We start from the raw sequence: 4461 nt of genomic DNA on the forward strand, positions 1-4461 counted from the left end.
GATGATTTAGTGATGCAAGCTGTATTGTGTTTTCTAATTTCGAAACAGCATTACTGTCTTTTAAAAACGCGGCATTATAGGATTTTTCTTTGTTGTAGTTATCTGCAAGCACTTTGCCGCCTTTTGGCGATGCGAATGTAATAGTTGCGCCCGCGGCTTTAAATACTAAGTACGACTTACTCAGCTCATCAAATTCGTAGCCTGGTTTTACTAATTCGCCCGCAGTATCCTTTTCGCCATAGCTACTTAACACCATTAAAATATGCTTTTGCTCATCAGCCATTAGATTAAGTGAAGAAAGGCCAAGTAAACTTGCAATAACGGTGTGTTTAATTTTGATTGTCATAACATGCTCCTATTGATTGTTGAGTACAATCTAGCAAGGGGCATGTGAAGAAAATGTGAAGTGAAATTGATTTTTAACGATTAGCTATTTTTTTTAACTGAAGTCATAAACTGCTCGACTTTCAGAGTAATAAATTCATCAACCGCTTCTTCAATCGATTCAACAGTAAAATTATGTAACTCAAGCACACGGTCTGCTTGTTTTTCACTAATAAGCTTATCATTCAGTAAGAATTCCCACTCCGGTAACGATTTGTCATAACGCGGGATAACATTCAGTGCAACAAAAGAATAACTAAAATCAACTTTGTTTATCAGGCTGCAAAAGTCTTCAACATAATCGGCACCCGTCGGACCTAAACAACCAGGTTCTAAACGAAAACGAATCATTAATTTTATATTGGACATATACCACCCTTTATTTATTAACAGCAGCAAAACACTGTTCAATTCAAACTATGTGATCGTTCTTAAAATTTCGCAAGTGATTGTTTACTAAATTATTGATTAATCATTTTTAGCTGCGCTTGCACACTTCAAACTCTACCCACTTATTGTGTTACTTGAACAGCTTGATTAGATAGCATAGTGTATATTTTTTGAAGCAAAGAGAAACTCTCATGGAAGATTATGTATCTAGCATCGGATAAACGCATGCCACAAACACTTTGTAAGGACTAAAATGAATTTAAACCAAGTTACATTGCCAGTAGCTAACTTGAAAAATGCAGTTACGTTCTACCAAACGCTCGGTTTTGAACTTATCGTCGACACACCGCATTATGCACGTTTTGCTTGTCCGATGGGCGATTCAACATTTTCACTATCACTTGAAGAAAACCCAGTTAATGGCGCCACTATTTATTTTGAACATGCAGAACTCGATAACTGGGTTGGCGAATTACAAGCCAAAGGCATTACGTTTACGCAGTTACCAACTGATGAGCGATACCTATGGCGAGAAGCAGTGTTATTTGACCCTTCAGGCAACAAAATCAAGCTGTATTGGGCAGGTGAAAACCGTTTAAATCCACCGTGGCGTGTTAAAAACTGATCTTTTTTCCGTAAGTTCTCGCAAAGGATGACTATGCAATTAGCTCAACTCAATATCGCGCTTGCAAAATATGCACTTGATGCCCCTGAAATAAAAGACTTTGTTGATAACCTAGATAAGGTGAATTCACTCGCTGAAAACAGTGAAGGCTTTATTTGGCGCCTGAAAGATGACTCTGGCGATGCGACCAATATTCAAGCATTTGAAAACCCCAATATGCTCGTCAATATGTCTGTTTGGCAAAATGTCGATAGCTTAAAAAACTTTATGTTTCGCACCCATCACCGCGATTTTATGCGCCGCAAAAATGAATGGTTTGAAAAGCTAAATGAAGATAACTACGTGCTTTGGTGGGTGGAAGATGGTCATATTCCATCAGTCGAAGAAGGCATAGCGCGCCTCACGCAATTACGTAGCCAAGGCGATACACCCTACGCTTTTAGTTTCAAAACCAATTTTACCCCAGCAGATCTCAAAGAAGAATTCAGCAATTAAGTCAAAGGGATAACTAAATTGTTGTTATCCCAAATTCATTTTAACAGCGATCCAATTTTTTACTGGAACAAGCCATTCATCACTTGGTGTGTAAAATGCACCATGTGAAAGCCCTGTATTAATCTCGATTTCCTCAAATGACGTTAACGCCGTGCTTTTAGCTTTTAATTTAGCGCACGACTTTGCACCATCACTTTTCTCGTAAACAGACAACATATCTCCATACACTTGAATATCGCTGTGTTTAGATGAAATCAATCGCCCACAACCAGCAAGTAAAATGGTATTAACGCCAATTTCCTGTAAGTAATTTGAAGTAAGCCCTGTACCTCTTGAAAAACCAACAAGGGTAATATGCGTTGGTTTTACGCCATTTTTAACTAAGCTACGTATGTCTTCACTTAACTGTTTGGCATATATAAAAGGATCCGTATTCTTATTGCGATGCGTTGCAACCAAGGTATACCGTGCATCCGAAAGCGCTTGTTTGATACCCGGAAAATCATACACCCCCCAACCATGTTTGGTTTCAATTGGCATTGGATTATCCCCTTCAACAATAAACCCGTGCGAATAAAACACAAACTTACTTGCCTTATTATAATTATCTGGAATCTTATTTAAGACTTGATCTGCCATTGTGGTGGTGGATAACAGCAAGCTAAATACCCATGTACTTATTTTCATAAACCTTGATACTTTCAAATTGTCTCTCACATAAATGATTTATTAAGCAATTGAATTCTAAGGGTAAAGGGGCAAGCTGTATATCTCCGGCACACTCTTTTTTACCATTATTTTGATAGTTAATAATATGAATTAGCGCAGCAAATATGATTAATTAATGCGTAATGGCGGGTTTAATCTATTGCCACCTGCACAAAAAAGTTTAATTTTATTACCCGAAGTATCAAATAAGGTAGTTTCACGCCATAAATATCGCTGTTAAACGACATCTTGATGATAAGCAATGCCTATTTGTTTAGGCATTGCTACCCTCTCATCAAGTGCTTTATGCTCAAAGTAAATGGTAGCGCCATTAACAAAAGTGTCATCTTCAAGAAAAAGTGAAAAACTACTGTCGCCCTCAAGACATTTTAAGCGGGCATAAGGAGGCGTATCAACTATCAATAGAAAACCAATTTTTTGTTAAAAGTGTAAGGCTTCAGACATATTGCTAACTGGTAAGGTCACTTGATTTAAATTCACGGTTTATCCTTACAACAATTTTTACAATGCTTCGAATAAAGCCTTAAATTCTTGCCAAACACTCCGTTGTTCAATGGCGGTTGCTGTTAATTGATCAAGCTCTGTTCGAGCATACCAGTTACCTTGCTTAATCACCGCGTTTGAATTTTCTAAAATGCCAATATTTTCAACGGGATTACTTGTAGTGTAGATAAAGTCAGCGGTGTAACCGATAGCTATCTTTCCTAATTGTTTCCCAAGATCAAGTGCTTTTGCTGGGTTGATAGTGGCCGCTTGCAATACATCATAAGTTGTTAAGCCAGCCTCGATCATCAGCTTCATTTCTGTATGGGTGGCTATGCCATGGGGTGATAGTAAAACACCAGAATCAGAACCAACTAATAATGGAACCTCAGCTTCATGTAATTTATGGGTAATAAATTTTAAAAATGCTAAAGTTTTTACATTGTGCTTGGCCATATCATATGAAGCTATTAACCAGCGCTTTACTTGGTTTTCTCTAGCCTCTAATCCGATGATATCTGAAGTATATGCTTGGTTAATTGTTGATAGAAATGCATGCTTTTCTCTACTTAGCCTCGTTAATTGATGGTAAATATTAAGCGTTGGTGTGATGGCAACACCTGTGGTTTTTAACTCAGCAATTGCAGCCATTAGCATAGTTAAGTCAGTTTGATAATTTAATGGTCCTTGATAAATATCTTCGACATGTTCGAATGATTGCAAGTGGCTTAATTGTGATAAGCCAAGTTCTCCAGAGCCATGTGGGCCATGTTTCGCTACTGGAATATTAAGAGCTTTAGCTTGTTCGATAACACCGGCAAGCGCTTGTTGGTTTAAATTTCCGTAAGCTTTAATTACATCATATCCTTGTTGATGATATTGGTTTACTACTTGGCTTGCCTCGGCTTTTGTTGTAACACCGTGGTGTAAATAAGCGTTTTTATAGCCGGAAATAATCGGGCTACTTACCGTTGAAGTGCTACCTATTTGTGCTCCTTGATTAATTTTATCGCGCCACTTAAGTTGCGCAGGTATGCCATTCATAATGCGTACATGGGTTACACCATGACTAAGTGCAAAAACATAGGCCGCCGGCTCATACATATGCACGTGCATATCAATTAAGCCGGGTGTGATATAGCCATTTTTTCCATCAATAATCTTGGCGTGCTTAGGTGATTTCAAGCTTTCTTGCCTGGCTATGTTGGTGATTTTCCCTTGTTCAATCGTTAGTGTTTGATTCGGCACAATAGTCTTATGTTCAACGTCAACAATATTAATATTGGTGAGTACAAAACTATTAGCCTTTTTCGGTATTTTGCTTTCAGTGGCGCTACAAGCAAAGAGCAAGGGTA

The 4461-nt window shown here is 38.0% G+C and carries 6 protein-coding genes and 1 pseudogene; 2 read left to right on the forward strand and 5 right to left on the reverse strand.

The genetic code is table 11. The features are described 5' to 3' along the window. Window positions 1–346: pseudogene (locus ABYD77_RS17955) on the reverse strand (type 1 glutamine amidotransferase domain-containing protein); the annotation flags it as partial. 80 nt (window positions 347–426) lie between these two features. Beyond that, window positions 427–753 carry a hypothetical protein gene (locus ABYD77_RS17960; RefSeq protein ID WP_372771473.1) on the reverse strand — a complete coding sequence of 109 codons (327 nt, stop codon included), beginning with the start codon at window positions 751–753 and terminating at the stop codon, window positions 427–429. A 274-nt stretch (window positions 754–1027) separates the two neighbouring features. Here ABYD77_RS17960 and ABYD77_RS17965 point away from each other — a divergent pair, with 274 nt between their 5' ends. Next, the gene (locus tag ABYD77_RS17965; protein ID WP_372771474.1) at window positions 1028–1399 is read left to right on the forward strand and encodes a VOC family protein; all 372 of its coding nucleotides are present in this window, start codon (window positions 1028–1030) and stop codon (window positions 1397–1399) included. A gap of 33 nt (window positions 1400–1432) precedes the next feature. Beyond that, window positions 1433–1894, forward strand: a complete 462-nt coding sequence (locus tag ABYD77_RS17970) for a DUF3291 domain-containing protein (protein WP_372771475.1) — start codon at window positions 1433–1435, stop codon at window positions 1892–1894. Window positions 1895–1918: 24 nt separating this feature from the next. On the opposite strand, the gene ABYD77_RS17975 is transcribed toward ABYD77_RS17970, so the two are convergent. The 3 genes from ABYD77_RS17975 to ABYD77_RS17985 form a co-directional block, all read right to left on the reverse strand. Beyond that, complete coding sequence (locus ABYD77_RS17975; RefSeq protein WP_372771476.1) at window positions 1919–2581, reverse strand: alpha/beta hydrolase; 663 nt, start codon at window positions 2579–2581, stop codon at window positions 1919–1921. A gap of 258 nt (window positions 2582–2839) precedes the next feature. Continuing rightward, window positions 2840–3025, reverse strand: a complete 186-nt coding sequence (locus ABYD77_RS17980; protein ID WP_372771477.1) for a hypothetical protein — start codon at window positions 3023–3025, stop codon at window positions 2840–2842. A gap of 99 nt (window positions 3026–3124) precedes the next feature. After that, window positions 3125–4461, reverse strand: a 1337-nt coding sequence (locus ABYD77_RS17985; protein WP_372771478.1) for an amidohydrolase family protein, incomplete at its 5' end; no start/stop codon positions are given.

The sequence above is a fragment of the Pseudoalteromonas sp. genome, assembly GCF_041629635.1.
Taxonomy (GTDB): Bacteria; Pseudomonadota; Gammaproteobacteria; order Enterobacterales; family Alteromonadaceae; genus Pseudoalteromonas.